At 47.7% G+C, this 18,350-nt stretch carries 20 protein-coding genes and 1 tRNA gene; 6 read left to right on the top strand and 15 right to left on the bottom strand.

Features of this window, described 5'->3' with window-relative positions; genetic code table 11:
• Positions 1 to 84 precede the first annotated feature (84 nt).
• The 8 genes from SPD80_RS04180 to mfd all read right to left on the bottom strand — a co-directional run bounded on the left by SPD80_RS04180 (position 85) and on the right by mfd (position 8,896).
• Complete coding sequence (locus SPD80_RS04180) at positions 85 to 843, bottom strand: GntR family transcriptional regulator (protein ID WP_320828631.1); 759 nt, start codon at positions 841 to 843, stop codon at positions 85 to 87.
• A gap of 68 nt (positions 844 to 911) precedes the next feature.
• Positions 912 to 996, bottom strand: a tRNA-Leu gene (locus SPD80_RS04175).
• A 33-nt stretch (positions 997 to 1,029) separates the two neighbouring features.
• Positions 1,030 to 2,028 carry a phosphatase gene (locus SPD80_RS04170; RefSeq protein ID WP_320828629.1) on the bottom strand — a complete coding sequence of 333 codons (999 nt, stop codon included), beginning with the start codon at positions 2,026 to 2,028 and terminating at the stop codon, positions 1,030 to 1,032.
• Positions 2,029 to 2,071: 43 nt separating this feature from the next.
• Positions 2,072 to 2,644 (bottom strand): septum formation initiator family protein, encoded by a 573-nt coding sequence (locus tag SPD80_RS04165; protein ID WP_320605971.1) that lies wholly within the window; start codon positions 2,642 to 2,644, stop codon positions 2,072 to 2,074.
• Positions 2,645 to 2,710: 66 nt separating this feature from the next.
• Positions 2,711 to 3,559 carry a nucleoside triphosphate pyrophosphohydrolase gene (gene mazG, locus SPD80_RS04160; protein ID WP_320828627.1) on the bottom strand — a complete coding sequence of 283 codons (849 nt, stop codon included), beginning with the start codon at positions 3,557 to 3,559 and terminating at the stop codon, positions 2,711 to 2,713.
• Between the two features lie 2 nt (positions 3,560 to 3,561).
• Positions 3,562 to 4,602, bottom strand: a complete 1,041-nt coding sequence (locus SPD80_RS04155; protein ID WP_320828625.1) for a Gfo/Idh/MocA family oxidoreductase — start codon at positions 4,600 to 4,602, stop codon at positions 3,562 to 3,564.
• 145 nt (positions 4,603 to 4,747) lie between these two features.
• Positions 4,748 to 5,386 carry an HAD family phosphatase gene (locus SPD80_RS04150; RefSeq protein WP_320828623.1) on the bottom strand — a complete coding sequence of 213 codons (639 nt, stop codon included), beginning with the start codon at positions 5,384 to 5,386 and terminating at the stop codon, positions 4,748 to 4,750.
• Between the two features lie 15 nt (positions 5,387 to 5,401).
• Entirely contained in the window at positions 5,402 to 8,896 is a 3,495-nt protein-coding gene (mfd, locus tag SPD80_RS04145; protein WP_320828621.1) for a transcription-repair coupling factor, read from the bottom strand.
• Between the two features lie 125 nt (positions 8,897 to 9,021).
• Between mfd and nth the strand changes: the two genes are divergently transcribed.
• The gene (gene nth / locus SPD80_RS04140; protein WP_320605542.1) at positions 9,022 to 9,714 is read left to right on the top strand and encodes an endonuclease III; all 693 of its coding nucleotides are present in this window, start codon (positions 9,022 to 9,024) and stop codon (positions 9,712 to 9,714) included.
• A gap of 102 nt (positions 9,715 to 9,816) precedes the next feature.
• Here nth and rbr read toward each other — a convergent pair whose 3' ends face one another.
• The 7 genes from rbr to SPD80_RS04105 form a co-directional block, all read right to left on the bottom strand.
• On the bottom strand, positions 9,817 to 10,362 hold the full coding sequence (gene rbr, locus SPD80_RS04135) for a rubrerythrin (RefSeq protein ID WP_320828619.1): 546 nt from the start codon (positions 10,360 to 10,362) through the stop codon (positions 9,817 to 9,819).
• Between the two features lie 212 nt (positions 10,363 to 10,574).
• Positions 10,575 to 11,438: an adenine glycosylase gene (locus tag SPD80_RS04130; protein WP_320828618.1), complete on the bottom strand. Its 864-nt coding sequence runs from the start codon at positions 11,436 to 11,438 to the stop codon at positions 10,575 to 10,577.
• On the bottom strand, positions 11,439 to 11,942 hold the full coding sequence (locus SPD80_RS04125) for an Rrf2 family transcriptional regulator (RefSeq protein ID WP_320828616.1): 504 nt from the start codon (positions 11,940 to 11,942) through the stop codon (positions 11,439 to 11,441).
• Positions 11,943 to 12,227: 285 nt separating this feature from the next.
• Complete coding sequence (locus SPD80_RS04120; RefSeq protein ID WP_320828615.1) at positions 12,228 to 13,298, bottom strand: site-specific integrase; 1,071 nt, start codon at positions 13,296 to 13,298, stop codon at positions 12,228 to 12,230.
• A gap of 96 nt (positions 13,299 to 13,394) precedes the next feature.
• Positions 13,395 to 14,282, bottom strand: coding sequence for a hypothetical protein (locus SPD80_RS04115; RefSeq protein ID WP_320828614.1), 888 nt, complete (start codon positions 14,280 to 14,282; stop codon positions 13,395 to 13,397).
• Positions 14,283 to 14,372: 90 nt separating this feature from the next.
• Complete coding sequence (locus tag SPD80_RS04110; protein WP_320828613.1) at positions 14,373 to 14,864, bottom strand: hypothetical protein; 492 nt, start codon at positions 14,862 to 14,864, stop codon at positions 14,373 to 14,375.
• Between the two features lie 14 nt (positions 14,865 to 14,878).
• Complete coding sequence (locus tag SPD80_RS04105) at positions 14,879 to 15,526, bottom strand: XRE family transcriptional regulator (RefSeq protein WP_320828611.1); 648 nt, start codon at positions 15,524 to 15,526, stop codon at positions 14,879 to 14,881.
• 136 nt (positions 15,527 to 15,662) lie between these two features.
• Here SPD80_RS04105 and SPD80_RS04100 point away from each other — a divergent pair, with 136 nt between their 5' ends.
• The 5 genes from SPD80_RS04100 (at position 15,663) to SPD80_RS04080 (ending at position 18,344) form a co-directional block, all read left to right on the top strand.
• Entirely contained in the window at positions 15,663 to 15,854 is a 192-nt protein-coding gene (locus SPD80_RS04100) for a helix-turn-helix transcriptional regulator (RefSeq protein ID WP_320828609.1), read from the top strand.
• A gap of 160 nt (positions 15,855 to 16,014) precedes the next feature.
• Positions 16,015 to 16,233: a hypothetical protein gene (locus SPD80_RS04095; protein WP_320828607.1), complete on the top strand. Its 219-nt coding sequence runs from the start codon at positions 16,015 to 16,017 to the stop codon at positions 16,231 to 16,233.
• Positions 16,234 to 16,251: 18 nt separating this feature from the next.
• Positions 16,252 to 16,449, top strand: a complete 198-nt coding sequence (locus SPD80_RS04090) for a helix-turn-helix transcriptional regulator (RefSeq protein WP_320828605.1) — start codon at positions 16,252 to 16,254, stop codon at positions 16,447 to 16,449.
• Positions 16,450 to 16,451: 2 nt separating this feature from the next.
• On the top strand, positions 16,452 to 16,670 hold the full coding sequence (locus tag SPD80_RS04085; RefSeq protein WP_320828604.1) for a helix-turn-helix domain-containing protein: 219 nt from the start codon (positions 16,452 to 16,454) through the stop codon (positions 16,668 to 16,670).
• Between the two features lie 237 nt (positions 16,671 to 16,907).
• Positions 16,908 to 18,344 (top strand): AAA family ATPase, encoded by a 1,437-nt coding sequence (locus SPD80_RS04080; RefSeq protein ID WP_320828603.1) that lies wholly within the window; start codon positions 16,908 to 16,910, stop codon positions 18,342 to 18,344.
• Positions 18,345 to 18,350: the final 6 nt, after the last annotated feature.

The following is an 18,350-nucleotide window of genomic DNA, read 5'->3' as shown; positions in this document are numbered from 1 at the left end:
TACGCTGTTACGCATCTCATTAACTTGTATATATTTTTATGAACAAGTTTATGCATAAACCGTGAACAATGCAAGAGAAAATTGTTATTGTTCCTGAGTGGCTATTCCCACTATCTCTTGTCCAGCCTTAAACCAGGTGTAACTCCACTCCACAGGCGTGTCATCATCAAGCAAAATGGTTTGTTCCAACAACAAAACTGGCGCCGCTGCATCCACATCAAGGTAGGCACCATGCTCATCACCAGCAACGCGAGCTACATAACGCATACGAGATGTTTTAACTTTACGACCTGAACAAGTTTGTACAACATCAAAAGCTGACTCAACTGTAAAATCTGCTCTGTCGATACCAGGGCATTCTCGCAAAGGATAGTAGCCTTCCTGACACATAATAGGCTCATTCTCTACTAAACGAATGCGCCGCAAAAACATAACGGAGTCACCAACGGAAATATGTAGCTGACTAGCTACCTCAGGCGTAGCATCGAGCAACTGCTTGTTCTGTACAAGAGTTACAAACTGCTTACCTTGCTTGTTGAGTGATTTAGCAAATGAAATGGGTTTCTCACCTGCTGGATGAGAAATGGCGTGATCCTCTACAAAGGTACCGCTGCCATGAATTGATTTGAGGAGACCCTCCTCTATGAGCGCGCCCAACGCCTTGCGTACGGTTCCTCGTGAAATACCATAGCTTTTTACGAGCGTGTTTTCTGAAGGAATACGCTGACCTGGCACCCACTCACGTTTATAGATTTTCTCGCGAAGAACATTGGCTACCTGCGAATGCAGTACAGACTTAGAGGCTGTTTTGGTAGCTTTTAAATCATACGAAGAACGTGGCATACTACATCAAACCTGTTAAACCGAGTGAATAATCCTCGTACGCGTGTGATGGATGCCTAGAGAAAAGCTGGTAGGGGCGGCGGGACTCGAACCCGCAAGCCTTTCGGCCAGGGATTTTAAATCCCCTGCGTCTGCCAATTCCACCACGCCCCCACACAGGTACTGCACTATCCTACCGCAGTTTTATCACAGATGCGAGAGTTGAATGTCCCAATCCTCAAAACTCTGCATACCAAATTGCGCGGCATGGGCCACATTTGCCAACCCGTACAGCAAATCATGCTCACTGACCTGCATATATGGAGAGTTTGCCACCCGAAGCAAAGCCTGCAGCACAATAGTGCCACCTAAAATAACTTTTGCGCGTTTAGGTTGTAGCCCCACTACGTGTGCACGTTGGTCTACCGTCATGCTGCCGAGAAGGTCTACAAGTTGGCCAACTTTGTGTGTTGTGATATGAGACAAATGTACAGCAGCACTGTCATAGGGCCGCAACTGCTTATCCATTGCTACGAGTGAGGTAGCCGTTCCACCTACAGCAATAATTGGCAGCGCAGCATTGCGCAAAACAGCAGGCATGTGCCTCATATACGCCTGATTGCAATAGTCATATGCTTTTTTGCGCGCCAAAAGCGTTGGTGGATTAGATTCCAACAAAAACATATCCGTAATACGGCGCGCACCAATTTGGAGAGAAACTACTTCCTCCAACTCAAGCACTCCATGAGCATACACCGTACCAACCGCAAGTTCTGTTGAACCGCCACCGCTGTCACAAACAACAATGCGTTTCTCTGTAAAGTCAGACGCCACACCTATAAAGGTAAGGCGAGCTTCTACTGATCCGGGGATAACTTGTGGTACAAGTCCTTGAGCTCGAAGTCCCTCAAGCAAAATCGTAGAGTTTGCTGCATCACGGGCGGCACTCGTAAGCGTGCATACAGCACTGTCCGCTCCCCATGCATGAGCCGCATCTATAAACCTAGAGGTTGCAGCTAACACTCGATCGATGGCTGCGTCGGACAATATGCCTGATTCTGCAAGGCCTTCTCCCAGGTCACAAATACATGATTGTTTTTGAATCGATTGCAATGTATTGCGAGAAGAATCAAAGCAAGCTAAAGCTAAACGCGAGGTAACCGTACCAATATCAATACATGCTATTTTGGAATATTTTTTTACCATATATAGTTACCGGAGTACATTACTCGTTTTATGTCTGATTGTTTTATTCATGTATGGTAGGTGCCTGATACAAGAAAACAGCATCGAGCACTTTGATATACCAAGGATCGTCTGTGGCAACGCCGTCCAAAGAGTTCTTTGACGCATCCGCCTTGGCCTCACCACCGTCTTTCATGCCATTGATGGTAACCGAGGTTTCTCCTTGCACTACATAGCCGCGCTTACGAGCCTCATCCTCAATACCTTCTTTGGACTGCAAACGCGTTACATTTTCTTGCAAGGCAGCATTATCATTCTTGAGGGTTTGTAATTGCTTGGTATATAACTCTGCATCACGCTGAGCAGCATACCAGGAGCGTAAAGGTGAGTACAATGCAACAACTACCAACACTATGCCGCCCAATACCATGAGCAAGGCACGGTAATTGCCTAACTTAGCATACCAAGCAGCTAGTTGCTGCAGCTTAGAAGATGATTTTTCTTCCTTACGCACCGCACGTTTTTTTGCATGAATACGACCGTCGCTAGCCTCAGTCGTCTTGCTAGATTGAGCCCTCTGAACAGGCTTTTTGCCCTTCTGAGCTTTAAAGGAAATTGTGTCATCAGCTGATGCCATAAGTGAGTTCATTTCTGCTGTGTTTGTGATGCGCAGTATACATTGTACGACAGATAGTTGCCTTTATTATAGCGACTCATCCGCCTTGACCACATTCCACAGAACCTCAAGTTCATCTGCAGTATAGCTTTCCAGCTCACGAGAAGCCTTTTGAGCCTGCATTTCTACCTGTGCCCAGCGTGCACGAAACTTGCGGTTAGCCATACGCAAGGCCTCTTCCGCATCAATGCCTTCCTTACGCGCCACATTTACCAGCGCAAATAAAAGGTCACCAAACTCCATAGTGGCCTGGGCTGTTCCGGGTTTCTCGGCCAAAAACTCGCCGCGTTCCTCTTCTACCTTATCCCAAACATCTTGTGTGGTCTTCCATTCAAAACCAACCTGAGCAGCGCGCTTAGAGATTTTCTGCGCTTGCATAAGTGCAGGTAATGCTCTGGGCACACTATCGAGAAGGCCTTCGGGTGCAGCATCATTTTTGCCACCTGCACGCTCGGCTTTCTTTACGTCATCCCAAATGGTAAGAACCTCATCCGTATCTGACGCATCTAGCTCACCAAATACATGTGGGTGACGACGCACGAGCTTTTCATTAAGGTCACGGCAGACATCATCTAACGTAAACTCACCCGCATCAGCTGCAATTTGCGCATGCAGCAACACCTGCATAAGCACATCTCCCAGCTCTTCTCGCAAATGGCTGGAGTCTTGTGCCTCGATAGCATCAACCGCCTCAAAGGCCTCTTCGAGCATGTTCTTTGCAATGGACTGGTGTGTTTGCACCTTGTCCCAAGGGCAACCATCGGGTTGACGAAGACACCAAATCGTGCGGGCTAGACGGTCAAACTCAGGATGCTTGCCCGGTGCACCAGGACGCAGACGCGACTGCTCATCTGCAGAATCGGCGGCAAAACTCATGGCTATTCCTCGCCTGGAAAACGAAAATCCCATGCATATCGGGAATCCGTCATGAGTTTCATAACATCACGCGACCATGCATTGATACGAATGGCATCCTGCTCGCCAGCAACAGCGGCCTCCACATCTGCCACTACGTAGTTGAGTGCGAGCGCACGCTTGCCCACCGCAATGGTTTCCACCGTGTTTTCGGGCCACTTACGGAAGGTTGCTACATCTGCGCGCGGATATTCCATACCCTCTAAATAGCCTTTATCGGTAGCAATTACATAGCGTTTTGGCTGCTTAGCCTGAAGTGTAAGGGTAATCACACCCAACTGGCCTTCTGCGTTGCGCATGGCTATGGCGCACTCATCATCCACGCCTGTAGGAGCGGGATTTTCTAGCGAGACAAGCTCTGTAGGGATGCTCGAGAAAAACGTGCGTACTAAAGAAAACGCATACACGCCAATATCCAACATGGCTCCGCCGCCCAGTGCAGGATTGAAGAAACGCGATTGTGCATCAAACTCATGGAAGGAACCAAAATTGACCTGCGCTAGGTGCACGCGACCAAAATCGCCTGCCTCTAAGCGACGGCGCAGCTCCTTATAGAGTGGCATATGCAAAATGGTGCACGAATCCATAAGCACCAAGCCCTTATCGGCAGCTAATGCTTGCAGCTCATCGAGCTCAGAAACATTAATCGTAATAGCTTTCTCGCACATAACATGCTTACCAGCCATAAGCGCCGCACGAATATAGGATGCATGCGTAGTATGCGGCGTTGCAATATATACCACGTCAACATCTGGATCAGCCATTACCTCATCCACTGAGGTATACACACGCTCAATACCGTAACGCTGAGCAAATTCTTGAACCTTAGCGGGTGTACGGCTAAAAGCGCCAGCAAAGCAACGTCCCTGTTGTGCCAGTGCTTCCGCCATCTCGTGGGCAATAAGTCCACAACCCAGTGTTACCCAACGCAGCTGAGGTGCACGATTAAGAATAGCAAGGTCTTCGGAGCTTATCTCCACATGGTTAGCTGCTTGTTGCGTCATATTATTTGCACCTTTCCGAGCATTAACAGCATTTAGCTATACATCAAACTGGTAACGACTCCCTACATAATACTGCTTGCCAATGCAGAGAGGCTTTTTGTTTTGATCAAGAAATAAAACATGCAGGTAGAGAAGACACCTTGGACTACTGTGGATGTACAAAAGACAAGATGTCATGTAACTGGCCAACTATCGCATGTGCCTCGCTTTGATCTAGACGATCTGCCGAGTATTGAGAAAGTGCTACTACCCTTGCACCGCTTGCAAGACCTGCGCGGATGCCTATGGGAGAGTCTTCTACAACCAAACATTGCCGAGGTTGCACTCCTAAAGCTTCCATGGCACTAAGATAAATCTCGGGATGTGGCTTATGATAAGCACATTGAGTTCCACTTATTGCAAAGTCAATAAGTGATTCTACGTTCTGAACATGCATGTATTCCTGAATCATACTCAGCTCTGAAGAAGAGCAGATAGCAGTCAATACGCCACGGGCGTGGAGCGCCTCAAAAAGCTTGGGTGCCTGCGGGTTACCTCTTGATACACAGTCAACAGGATGTACTGCTCGATACGCATCATATTGTGCATGTAACGCGTCGCGTAACGTTGCATCTTCTGGTACCAAAGTCTCCCAAATGGCATTGTCATTGGACCCTGTAAAATCAATCATGCTTTCTGGAGCTCGCCCTATGCTTTTTAGAAACGCATCAATACGTTGATTGTAAAAGGGCTCAGAGTCAATAAGAACTCCATCCATATCAAAGAGCACTGCACGCACGTCCATAAAAGAACTCCTTACTTACTCTTCGTCATCTCCGCCAACTTCTTCTAACACACCAAGTGCAGCAGGAAGAAGTTCTTCGATGCTACGCGCTTCAGAAGCAGACGCGCTGCCTGCAAAAATGCCTCGTTGTCTATGAAATGGATAGGCCAGTTTCTTGGTCTTGGGATACACAAGAGCACCTCGCTCGCGCAGCTTAAGGCTCTTATCGCGCGGTACTTCTAAACCTAAGTATATGAGGCGTCCTTCCGTCAGAGCAACCGACGTTACACCCAACCTCTGTGCACGAATACGAATACGAGCACGGTCAAACAGGTTGCGACCAGCTAAAGGCAGGGCACCATAGCGTTCTTCTACATCCTGCTCTAGCGCATCCACTTCAGCTAACTCCATAGCCCCTGCCAACTGACGATACACCAGCACGCGTTTATCTACATCAGGGATGTACTCATCTGCTAGATAAAAGTCTGCCTGCAAATTAATAGTAACTTCTGCAGGAGGTAAATCTGCAGACTCACCACGTGCCTCTGCAACCGCTTGTCCCAGCATTTGTGTAAACAAATCAAAGCCTACACTCGACAAATTGCCGTGCTGCTCGCCACCCATCAACGAGCCCGCGCCACGAATCTCTAGGTCGCGCATAGCAATACGCATGCCACTACCCAGCTCTTGGAACTCATTAATGGCCATCAAACGATCTGTTGCCTCAGGTGTAAGCGGCAGCTCACCAGGAAACATAAAGTAGGCATAGGCCTGTATACGGCCACGACCTACACGGCCCTTAAGCTGGTATAACTGCGCCAGACCCAAGCGTTGAGAATCCTCAATAATCAACGTGTTGGTATGCGGATTATCAATACCACTCTCAATAATGGTGGTAGCAATAAGCACGTCAATCTCATGTGCTTCAAAGCGCATCATAACATCTTCAGTCTCGCGAGCATTCATCTTGCCGTGCGCTACACCAATGCGCGCCTCCGGCGCCGCCTCTTGTACACGCGCCACAGCGTCATCAATAGTTGTGACACGATTAGATACGTAATAGACCTGACCTTTACGTGCTAACTCTTCACGAATGGCAGCAGAAACGACGTCTAAATCAAACTCACCCACGGTAACCTGCACAGGAATACGACCTGGCGGCGGGGTTAAAATGAGCGACATATCGCGCACGCCACTCATAGCCATCTGCATAGTACGCGGAATAGGCGTAGCAGATAACGTCAACACATCTACTTGTTCACGCATGTTTTTGAGCTGCTCTTTATGTTGAACGCCAAAGCGCTGTTCCTCATCAATAATAATAAGTCCCAAATCATGCGGATTAACATCACTGGACAACAAGCGATGCGTGCCGATAAGAACCTTGACGTCCCCAGCAGAAAATCCTTCAAGCGCACGGCGCTGTTTTGCAGGCGTCACAAAGCGGGAAAGTACTCGGACATCTACATCAAATGGGGTAAAGCGCTTGAAGAACGTTTGATAATGTTGCTCGGCTAAAATGGTTGTGGGGCACAGCACCATAACTTGACGGCCATCCATAACTGCTTTAAATGCTGCGCGTAGTGCAACTTCAGTCTTGCCAAATCCAACATCGCCACAGAGCAAACGGTCCATGGGTCGGTTGGACTCCATATCTGCCTTAATATCTGCAATAGCATGAGCCTGATCAGGCGTAACGTCATAGGGAAAGCTTGATTCCATATCCGCCTGAGCTGGCGTGTCTGGCGCACAAGCATGGCCTGCAACTGATGCGCGACGCGTATACAAATCTACTAAGTCAAATGCCAACTTCTTGGCACTCTTGCGTGCCTTACCCGTTGCACGAGACCAATCCGCCGTGTTCAGGCGCGTTAACCGTGGGCTCGAGCCATCGGGACCAATATAGCGCGTAATGCGGTCTACCTGCTCTAATGGTACAAAAAGCTTGTCATTATTGGCATATTCCAATAAAAAGTAATCTCGTTCTTTGCCCGAAACCTCTTGGCGTACAATGGCCGCAAAGAGCGCAATTCCATGCGTGGCGTGCACAACGTAGTCACCCGGTTTAAAGGGAAACGTAACGCTGGTGGGGTCAACGCGTCTACGAGCACCTTGCTTGGCCATGCGCTGCGTTAAATCCCCTACCGAGAAAACCGCTAAGGATGCCTCGGGAAAAATCGTGCCAGCTGGCACCGGCGCATCAATAAAACTTACGAGCCCCCGTTCAAACGCCTGAGCTTGCTCTTGCGCTTGCTTGTCCAATACAGGAAGAGCGTTAGCCGCACTCGTAGACAGTTCCTCACAAAAGGCAATGCGCTCGTCACTTAAACTTAGTTCAAGTGCTTCTCGAGCTCCGCGGTCAGGGACCGCAAACGCAATGACCATATTGTTTTCTATGCAAGCGCGAATGCGTCCTAATAATTTAGAATCTGCTCCCGCAATAGCAGGTTGACGCACCTCCAGCTTATGCACTGCAGCAGCTCCCGCACGCAAAATTGATGAGAAAGACAAGCGCTGTTGCTTGCCAAAATCCATCCCGCGTGGCTCTACAAACAAACCGGTAAGCTTGGTACGAGCTGCCGCTGCAGCAGCACTCAATTCATCGTATTTGCGCTGACAATCATCAAACAAGGCACGAGGCTCACAGAGCACCACCAGAGTGTCTTTGCTCATGTGAGCAAAGACAGATGAGGTACTGCCATAGAGCTCCACCAGGTATTTATCGATAATAGGAGAAGAAGAACGTGCTTCAATGAGCTCTAGGTCTGCCGCAATGGCAGACGTTTCTTGTGCATCGTTGTATAACGCACGACGTGCATGCTCCACGGTTGTATCGGTAAGCGCAAGTTCACGACAGGGGCACACCACAACAGATTCAAGGTCGCCAATGGTTTGTTTGGTAGAAGCTACCATACGACGCACGCGGTCAATCTCATCACCAAAAAATTCTATGCGAACAGGTGCGGTTGCCTGAGCAGGAAACACATCCACCGCATCGCCATGAATGTGGAAGGTGCCTGGGGTTGCAGCTTCACCATCATCTGCATAACCCATACCAACCAACAATGCACCCATATCCTCAAAAGGAACTTCGTCACCCACCGCAAAGCTGGAACTTGCCCAATACCCAGAACCCACGGGCGGTACTTGACGCATAAGTGCTCGCGCACTTGCCACTACAATGCATGGCTCTGCCTGCGCTAAACGAGAAACGGCAGCGCAGCGCGCGCCAATCACCGCATCGTCTGCTGCTACATCTGCCCAAGGCAAATCTTTGCGCTCTGGGTAACGAGCTACGTTGTTAAGCCCAATCCAAGCAGACAGCGTACGCGCTACACGGTCAGCCATCTCTTCTCCAGAAACCACCATAAGCGTAGGCCGAGGCTTGCGTGCCCATAGGCTCGCAAGCGTAAGAGGACGAGCAGACTGAGCTACCGCTACATCACAATCAGAGCCGCTATCCAGCTCATGCACCACATCAGCAAGAGCGGGTGCCGTTAACAAACTCCGAGAAATTCTATTGATGAGCACGAATACGCTCCCCATCCTGCAAAATGACATGCCAAAACCGACTACACTTATTGCAGTCGGGAATATAGTTGTAAGTTGCTACCATTTTACCCAACGACTACGCCGTCAGTGCCAGAGGAGTCACCGTGCCGCGAGAATCCAAAAAAGCTAAATGCGAGCGAGCGCTTATTGTTTGTGAGCGCATGAACCAACGCTACCCAGCAGCCGAATGCGCCCTGCACTTTACCGACCCCTTCACGCTGGTTATTGCCGTATTGCTTTCTGCTCAAACTACCGATAAGGCCGTGAACTCGGTAACCCCTACACTGTTCAAAAAATGGCCCACAGCTGAAGCTATGGCTGCAGCATCACCAGTAGAGGTAGGAGATGTTATCCATCGCTTAGGATTTTTTAGAACCAAATCGCAGCACGTGGTAGAAACTGCTCAAAAAATCATGGCTGACTTTGGCGGAGAAGTCCCACGCACCATGGATGAACTCACTTCTCTTCCTGGCGTTGGACGAAAAACTGCAAATATTGTGCTTAACAATGCGTTTGGAATTGTTGAGGGCATTGCAGTCGATACCCATGTGTACCGTATTGCCACACGCCTTAAGCTCACCAACGCCCCTTCTCCTGCTGCTGCCGAGAAGGACATTTTGGCTGTTATTCCACGTACTATGTGGGGGCCCGTCAATCACCAATGGGTACTTTTTGGTCGTGAGATTTGCGATGCAAAGAAGCCCCTTTGTGCGGAATGCCCTCTTAATGATATTTGTCCCAGCGCGTTTAAGGCACAGGGCAATCCTATAAAGAAAAGAAAGACTCGGCAAAAGTAGCAAGCTCTGCCGCTCTCTATACAAAAACCGACGTCATAAAGACGCCGGTTTTATGCATCCGCATATGTAGCTGTAAAAGACTGCTAAAACCTATACTGGTTCTTAGTAGTTAACTACCTGCTCCTCAAAGTAAGACTGAGGATGATTGCAGGTGGGGCATACCTGAGGAGCAACTGCACCAACATGCAAGTGGCCGCAGTTGATGCACTTCCAAACCTTTACTCCCTCGCGAGAAAATACGGTACCATCCTCAACAGACGAGAGCAGCTTCTTGTAGCGCTCTTCATGTGCCTTCTCGATAGCGCCAACCAGAGCAAACTTAGCTGCAATCTCGGTAAAGCCCTCTTCCTTAGCGGTCTGAGCAAAACCAGCGTACATATCAGTCCACTCGTAATTCTCGCCAGAAGCAGCATCTGCCAGATTTACGGCAGTGGTGGGAACCTCACCGTCATGAAGATACTTAAACCAGAGCTTTGCATGCTCTTTCTCATTGCCTGAGGTCTCGGTAAAGATATTAGAAATCTGTACATAGCCCTCTTTTTTTGCTTTGGAAGCATAATACTCGTACTTGGTGTGGGCCTGGGACTCACCAGCAAAAGCGGTCTCAAGATTCTTTTTAGTCTGAGAATGCTCAAAATCTACTGCCATGATTTCCTCCTTTTATTGCGGACTCCCCTCCGCACGTCTGTGTCCATTGTAGCCGATAGCAAATGCTACTTCGGCACAAACATTAATTTATTTCGTTTTTATGCGTGCATAATTTTATGTAAAGCACGCATTTTAAAAAGACTGCTGGTCACGGCTTTACCTGCAAAAATGTTGACATAAGCTAACAAGGAGACTTTGTTTAGAACGGCGGCTTAAGCAATCCACCCCGTGCTTGTTTTTGTGCAAAAGCCTTCAGAAGAAAGCTCATTAAGCAGCTTGATAAACTCTGCATGCTCAACCACAGGCCGACCGGCTTGAACCTCCTGCTCGTTGAGCGCCAATGCCAATTCAAGCTCACCCATGGGTGTAGCAAGACGACGTGCCTCAAGCAAAATACGCACAAGCTCGGCACGCTTTTGACGATGTGAGCCTTCAAACTTTGACTGCTTGACATGAGATTTGGAACGACGTGATGGATTGGGCACGGTTTTCTTTAAATAGGCACCATAATCTAACAGTGCATAGTACCAGCTGCGCGGGCTATCTTGTGGATTAGACGCATCTGTCGGACAGGTCTTCTCTACAAGTGGAACAAGTTGCTTGTCAGAAATACCTTCCTGATGAGGAAACAGCTCATGTAAAAATACCGTGCGGACATTAGTCTCTAGATATACGCCAGGAAGCTCAAAGGCAAAGGCACGAATACCCGCAGCAGTTGCAGGACCAATGCCTGGTAAAGCCACCAAATCAGACAGCTGAGTGGGAAATCCAGCAGGAAGCGCTGCTATGTGTTGCGCAGCTTTATGAACAGAAAGTGCTCGGCGATTGTAGCCAAGACCCTGCCACTCGTCCAATACGTCCGCTGTATCTGCTTGAGCAAGCACCTCTACGGATGGAAAGCGCACAAGCCAACGTTGCCACCGTCCATCTACACGAGACACCTGCGTTTGCTGAAGCATAACTTCGCTAATCCAAATATGATACGGGTCATGCGTATTACGCCACGGCAAATCCCTGTAGCGCGCTTGCCCTTCTTCCAACACTTTTGTGCGAAAAGCACCCAGATCTGCAGACATTTATAACTCGGCCTGAAGGTTTTCCATGGCTGGAGCGCGCAGTGTCTCAAACGCAGAGCTACTCCAATAGCTCTGAGGCAAAGAAGGTGCTTTGGTGCCAAAAACAACATCGTACAAGGTAACCGATGCAAGATAATCACGGAGCATACGTGTGGCACCACACCAAATGGGATTAAAAGCACAATGAGAACTGCGTGGACAAGGACCACCATCAGGACCATTCCAATCACAATTGGAAATTGCAACCGGGCCTTGGCAAGCCTCTACTACCTCAAGCAAGGTGGTGGTTTTGGGGTCAATCATGAGCTGCATACCACCATGAGCACCACGAGTGGACTGAATAATGCCCGCAAGCGTTAAATCATGCTGAATGGAGCGCGCAAAGGAATACGGCACATCATTCTTTTTTGCAGCGGTTCTTACCGATAAAACCGTTTGACCATCATCACGAATGAGCTCTGCCAAAATGCGCAGCGCATAATCTGTTTTTCTAGACAAATCCATGCTATTCCTCCAGGCTTAGCCAAAAGCCAATGGTGCGTAAGGTTAATGTACAGGTTAATGTACACATAAGCGATAACATTTATACCATTTTAATACGCAGGTAAACGCGGCACTCACCAGACAAAATAAAAAAGAGCCCCAAAGGGGCTCTGAGCAAACAAATGGCGGGATGTAAGGGACTTGAACCCCATTTGTACACGCCTTAATTAAGCGGAGTATACGCAGGTAATAGCCATATTTTTACACTATATTTCAAATGGCTCGTGACCCATTTGTGACCCATTTCTATTCCGTAAAACTATCGAAATCATCCACCATGTCTGCATCTTTATAGCGCACATAGCGTGCAACGGTTGTATTGATGGATGTATGGCCAAGATAGCGAGATACCTTGCTTATCTCCATACCAGCCATAAGACAGCTTGTGGCAAAGCTGTGGCGCATATTAAGCATTGTCACGTATGGCAAATTATGACGTCTAATGTATTTAAGCCATCTCTGGGACGTTACACGCGGGTTTGCGCGTTCTCCCCTGTAATTAACGCATACTGCCCCTGTAGGCTTATTACGACTCTCATAAAGGGCGTAGAGCCATTGTGCGGACGTTTTGCGCAGTGGCACATAGCGGTCACTCTTCCTTGTCTTTGGCGGCATAAGTTTGTATCCGTCCTTCTCCTTTACGTATGTACGCTGTACATGCACAAGGCGCTTGTCAAGATCTATGTCTTCCCAATTAAGACCGAATATCTCGCCTTTGCGCAGTCCTAAAGACAAGCCAAGTATGGCCACAGTTTTAAATAGCTCACTGTCTATCTGAGCAATAAAAGCGTCGTGCTCTGCAAAGCTGGTAAGCCAGTCGCCGTTGTGGTCTTCTGGGTACAATTCACGCTTTGGCATGGCGTATCTCCGTGTGGCAGGATTTACGTTGATATATCCAAGTGACAAGGCTTCATTGAGTACTTGCCGCAATGTATCACGCGTATTGGTAGCCACTTTGTAGCTACTACATCCGTTTAATACAGCCTGAATGCGCTCATGCGTAATATCCTCTATTTTTATGCTTCCAAATGCTGGAAGTAGTCTAAGTTTTAAATCGCGCATATACATCTTGTATGTGTTATAGCGTACACGCGCCTGAGCTTGTGGTAGGTATATCTCGCTTACAAACTGCCCGAATAGCATAGATTCACGCACAATAACGTTTTTTCGCGCTAGCTCGTTCCATAAGTGTTCTGCTGCTTTTGCTTCTCTTTTGGTGGGAAACACGCCTGATTTGCGCTTGCGACGCCCGCTTGCGTCACGCCCAATTTCGACGCGCACACGCCATTTGCCACTGGGTGTTTTATCGATGGCCATACCGACCACCTGGTATATAATCAGTCATGGTTACACTCCATGTAGCCATGCCCTCGTTTTGTCTTGGCGGATGCAACGAGGGCAATTTCTTATTTATTAGAACAGTGGCTCATCCAGTACTGGCGGGTAAACTGCGTTTACCTTCACTACGTTATAATCGATATTAAGAAATGCCTTTTTCTTAGGGTCGTATTTCTGAATTAAATCAAGAGATACATTCATCGTTGTCCCAAGAGTGAAGTTATATTTTTGCTTAGATAAGCCTTGTAAAAATTCGCAATCAGTAATATAGGCACTCATTTTATTTCCAAGCCATATAAACTCCCACTTACGATGCCCTGTTGTAAGAGCAGGCTTAATAACTGTCAAAATAGCGTCAATGGTTTCATGCTTGACATCAACACTCTCATACATGGGCACATTAGCAATATTCGCAAATAGATCCTTGGGCACGCTTAATGTTTCGATGTCAGATGTTGGAGAACTAATTTGTAGTTCCTCAATATCGCCTACTTCTGCAAGGGTAGAAAACGTATTTGTAATAGCACGATGCGTTCTTGGACTGTCTTTATACAGATTTACCGAATCGATGTTTATATTTATTGTTGCATTATCGCTAGCGATTACTTTTACGCACCCATCACCAATCGTCTGGACTTCTTTTAAACACCCTCCATGACCTGCTAGAAATTGAATAAGTTTATAAGAGTCTTTTGCAATAGAAATCGTATTTAGAAGAAATGTAGATGCGGCAGCCGGGTCTGCAAGAAGAGAGCCAATTACGCCATTTGCTACAGATAATACTGCCTCGAGACAACCTTGGCGAGTGGCTCTAATATTTGTATTAATTCTAAGGCTTGGGTCTGCCATCGCCCCAGCTTCGCTAATAACGGTTGAATAATCAAGAAGTACATGAGCAAACGTATCAATATCGACTTCTTCGATGTCTCCGCCAAACTTTACAGTTACCTCTTGTTTAGCCATCGTCCTTCTCCAAAACATCCCGCATCACTCCTTACTAGTCGATAAATATTACTCGTTAGTAAGGACATTATTAGAACGGTTACGCGATTTTTAATTTACAACCTGGTAAGTCAGTTTGCGGTAAAAGACAACTTCTGAAGACGTGTTATCGTCCTTAAATTGTACAAGCTCAACTGTGTGAGAACCTTCTTTTACAGCGTCACCTTGAATAGTAAAGGTCTGCTGAGAATCACCAAGATTAGCTTTCATATTCTCAACGCCATCAACATAGATATAAGTAACAGCTGCACTGTTGAGACCGCGTGTATCAATATCCAGCTGATTTACTATATCTTTTGCCAATGTCATCTTTGGCACATTGCCATTTTCTGTAGAACCTGCTGCTGTATACAGTGTGACAGTTCCTTCTCCAATTTCTTCTTGCTTAGAACCGTCAAAATCCTTTTTGGCCACAGCCTGCTCCTGGGTAGTCACTGCTTTTGGTGTGTCTTGTACCTTCTTCTCTGGACTTGAACCACATCCCGCAAGAGATAGTGAAATAGCAATCCCCACTCCAAGTACAGCAAAGTTCCGATAATTCATTTTTATTCCCTTCCTTATATCTCAAAATCAAACGGTACGGTGTACCAGACAACGCGCCCAATAATCGTAATTGATTCGGTGCCAGCCACCGTAGCGTCATACACCATTGGATGAAACGTCGGGTCGGTTGAGTCAGGCACCAGCTCAACGCCGTTTTCAAGTTGCCTGACGCGCTTTACGGTGGCGTCATATCCGTTTACGCAAACGGCATATGCAACACCGTCAATTATTTGCTTTTCGTCTGGATTGACTAGCGCATAACAGCCGTTTGGCAAAACACGGTTCATACTCTCGCCATCGATTGTTAAGAAAAATGCGTGAGGATATTTGCGCGTAAGCTCCTTAGGCGTAAGTACGTGGTTGTCTACTTTATCCATATAAAGCGGCTCACCAGCGGCAATGCGTCCAAATAACGGCACGTAGACAAAATGGTCGTCAACATTTTCTGAGATATATCCCGGCAAAACAGCATCATAGCCAAGTAAAGACTCCATGCTTGTATGTAGGATGTCAGCAATCTTCTTGAGCGTCCCAATATCTTGCGGAGCGTTTAAGCATTGCTCCCAATTTCTATATGTACTAAGCGGGACGTCAATAGCGCTCGCCATTCCCGCTTGAGTATACCCACTTGATTTTCGGATATTTTTTAATTCATAAAGCATGTTATTACCTGCTCTTTTTTTGTTTAGCTACTTACATATTAGATATTAGTCCAAAAAATATCATTGACAAGCACTTAATACTTAAGTATGTTTGTACCACTTAGATATTAAGTAGTTTCTAAGAGGAGGTGACTCAATGAACGGAAAGAAACTGCGCGAGCTGCGCAAAGCAAGCGGCAAGACCCTGCGAGAAATCTCGTACGAAGCTGATGTTACCTTTGCCACGATTCAGAGCATCGAAAGCGGCAAGACCCCCAACCCGGGGATTAGAGCTTTATATGCCCTGGCTAAGGCCATTGGCTGCAAAGTTGACGATTTCCTCGACTAGCGCCGCTCGTACCACACTGCACCACTACGTACATTGAAAGCTGAATAGCAAAAACCAAGCGCCTTTTAGCTCATGAGCGCTTGCATGTTGGCAGCCCTCACGAGAAGAACTGCCATTGAGCGATTTTAAATTCAGCGAAGAAGGTAAAGAGATGGGAAAAATGAATTGGCGTGTCAACTGGACTGTGAATGTCAGGTGCGATGTTTGGCATGACAGGATGTTTGTAACCGTTGAGGAAGCACGAAAGTTTGTTAGCGTGCTCTCTTCTCAGAACGAAGGCAATCCACACTTCATGTTTTATGTCGAGCGATTTGTCGTAGCAAGTACCTGCGATTTCCTTGACCATAGCATCCCTGCTGGTGCAATTCGCATTTCGTAGCTACAAAAAGGGAACTCCATGAAGTCAAACATTAAGCGGTTGCTTGATAATCGCAACCTTACATGGCGTGACTTAAGCCACCTGACAGGTATTCCGTACCGAACACTGTTTAAGTACCAAGCAAAGACTATAGCTGGTATGCCACTGTATCGCGTTTTAGCAATTACGCGAGCACTTAATTGTACTGTTGAAGATCTAATCACAGAAAAGGAGTAGCCATGGGTGGCCCTAGAGATGATACACATCTACTGCTTACCACTCGCCAAGCTGCGCGCTACCTCGGTATCGGAGAAGAGAAGGTGCGCGAACTTACAGAGCAAAAATACAATCCACTGCCCTGTGTACGTCTTCCCAATGCAAAATACCCCTACTACACGAAAGAGACACTGTATGCATACATACAAAAGCTTGCCCTTGCAAGCACCCACACAAAATAGCAGGCATGCTACGTATTTGCGCCTAGTCGAGCCGCAAAAAAAGAATGAGCGCCCCTACTCGCCAAAGTGTAAGCGCTCAAACAGGCAAGACAGCCTGTTATCTATTTTACCGAGCTTGCTGCACTTGGCGCAAATCTATGTGCCAAAACTCATTGTCGGCACAGCAATAGCTCTGCTTTTCGTCGTCCTCACATGGGCGGCTTTTCTTATCTAGCTACACACTTAAAAGGAGAAATAATGGTTGATACCAAGACCGACCCCGTAAAGATTGCCAGCCTTGAGTTTGAAAACGTCAAGCGTATTAAGGCTGTCTCTATCACACCAACCACCGATGGTCTGACCGTCATTGGTGGGCGCAACGCCCAAGGCAAAACCAGCGTGTTGGACGCCATCGCATGGGCACTGGGTGGCAATTCATTCAAGCCGCAAAACCCGACTCGCGAAGGCTCTGCCACGCCTGCCAAGCTCAAGATAGAGCTGTCAAACGGTCTTATCGTTACGCGACAAGGTTCCAGCGGCACACTCAAGGTAGTAGATCCTAGCGGCAAGAAAAGTGGCCAGACGCTTCTCAATTCGTTTATTGAGCAGCTCGCGCTTAACCTACCAAAATTCATGAACTCGACCGATAAAGAGAAGGCAGAAGTCTTGCTAGACCTTATCGGCGTCAAGGACCAGATAAAGGCACTGGACAACCAAATTGAGACGCTCTCAGACCAGCGCAGGCCACTTAAGACTGACTATCTCGGCAAGCGTAAAGTAGCTGCAGACATGCCCTATTACGCAGACGCACCAGAAGAACCCGTAAGCGCAACCGAGCTTATCGAGCGCCAGCAAGCAATTCTGGCTAAGAATAGCCAGAACCAGGCTATACGCCAAAAGGTAGTTGACCTAGAAGCGCAGATGAAGCTCAAAGAGCAGCAGGAGCAAGACGCGCGCAATCGCGTAAAACAAATTGAGCGCGACTTGGTAGATGCGAACAACCAAGTGAGCGCCATCGTAAACGAAAAGTTCCAGCTCTCTAATAGCCTAAGCTCGACAAAAGACATCGCCCAGAAGCTCGTCGATGAATCTACGGAAGACATCGAACAGAAACTGCGCGATATTGATGCCATCAATGAGAAGGTACGCGCAAATCAAAGGCGCGCTGACCTAGAAGCCGAAGCCGAGACTACCGAAGAGACTTATAAGGCAATCTCTGACCAAATCGAGACTGTGCGCAAGCAGCGTATAGCACTTCTGGAGGGCGCAAACATGCCACTTGATGATTTGGACGTAAAAGATGGCTATCTGGTCTACAAGGGCATCACGTGGTCTGATATGAGCAGCGCCGAACAGCTGCGAGTAGCCACAGCCATTGTTCGAGCGCTTAAGCCTGATTGTGGCTTTGTGCTGGTAGACAAACTCGAGCAAATGGACACGCAAACGCTTGCTGATTTTGGCAGCTGGGCACAAAGCGTAGGTCTACAAGTCATCGGAACACGCGTATCCACAGGAGACGAGTGCAGCGTTGTTATTGAAGATGGCTACGCCAAACAAGACACAGCAGCAGGCGCAACCAACACACAAGATGTGGTAGCACCTGTCACACAACCTATGTCTACGCCCGTGTCTACAGCTGCGCAAGAACCAATATCACAAGCACCACAAGCACCATTTATGCCAGGCGTATTTTAAGAAAGG

This window comes from Atopobium sp., assembly GCF_034113385.1.
In the GTDB taxonomy this organism is placed as follows: Bacteria; Actinomycetota; Coriobacteriia; order Coriobacteriales; family Atopobiaceae; genus Atopobium.
The sequence above is the reverse complement of the archived record's forward strand: the minus strand, read 5'-3'. Positions and strand labels throughout refer to the sequence as shown.